The sequence below is a fragment of the Caldalkalibacillus thermarum genome (assembly GCF_014644735.1).
Lineage (GTDB): Bacteria > Bacillota > Bacilli > Caldalkalibacillales > Caldalkalibacillaceae > Caldalkalibacillus > Caldalkalibacillus thermarum.
The window spans coordinates 1-698 of record NZ_BMKZ01000127.1; the positions used below are offsets into that span (position 1 = coordinate 1).

The 698-nt window shown below is 45.0% G+C and carries 2 protein-coding genes; both read left to right on the forward strand.

Annotation, left to right across the window (positions count from 1 at the left end):
- A partial coding sequence (locus IEW48_RS16815) for an exonuclease domain-containing protein (protein WP_268236592.1) occupies positions 1-443 on the forward strand: 443 nt, incomplete at its 5' end.
- A 1-nt stretch (position 444) separates the two neighbouring features.
- A partial coding sequence (locus tag IEW48_RS16820; protein WP_188624726.1) for a glutamine synthetase beta-grasp domain-containing protein occupies positions 445-698 on the forward strand: 254 nt, incomplete at its 3' end.

Consider the following 698-nt stretch of genomic DNA (forward strand, 5'->3'; position numbering starts at 1 on the left):
AAGTGAGCCAATTGACCGGCATTACGGAGGATGATCTTGCTTCGGCGCCAGTGCTAGCTGATGTACTGACTCAATTTTTCAATTTTATCGGCACGGATCTCCTTGCTGCCCACCATGCCGGGCATGAAAAAGCCTTTATGCAGCAAGCGGTACGGGAGATGGGAGGCCGTTCCTTTCAACACCGTATTGTGGATACTTCGTTTCTGGTTAGAATTGTTGACCCCACATTGAAGCAAACTTCATTGGAAGTCTGCTGCTCCTTGTACAACATTAAGCCGGAAAACCGCCATCATGCCTTAGGTGATGCCCTGCTGGCGGCCAGGTTATGGACCTGTTTAGTGCAGGATATGACAGCCAAAGGGATCAATACTTTACAAGACGCATATCTGGCTTTAAGCCTTAATAAAAATAACTTTGTCATTAACAATTGGGGAGGAGATTAAAATGGGAAAGTACACGAAAGAGGACATTTTAAAAATAGCTAAAGAAGAGGATGTGCGCTACATCCGGTTGCAATTTACCGATCTGTTAGGAACCGTCAAAAATGTGGAGATACCCGTCAGCCAGTTGTCCAAAGCCCTTGATAACAAAATCATGTTTGACGGTTCTTCTATTGAAGGATTCGTGCGCATTGAAGAGTCTGATATGTATCTCTATCCTGATCTGGATACATGGCTCATCTTCCCGTGGGAACTTGA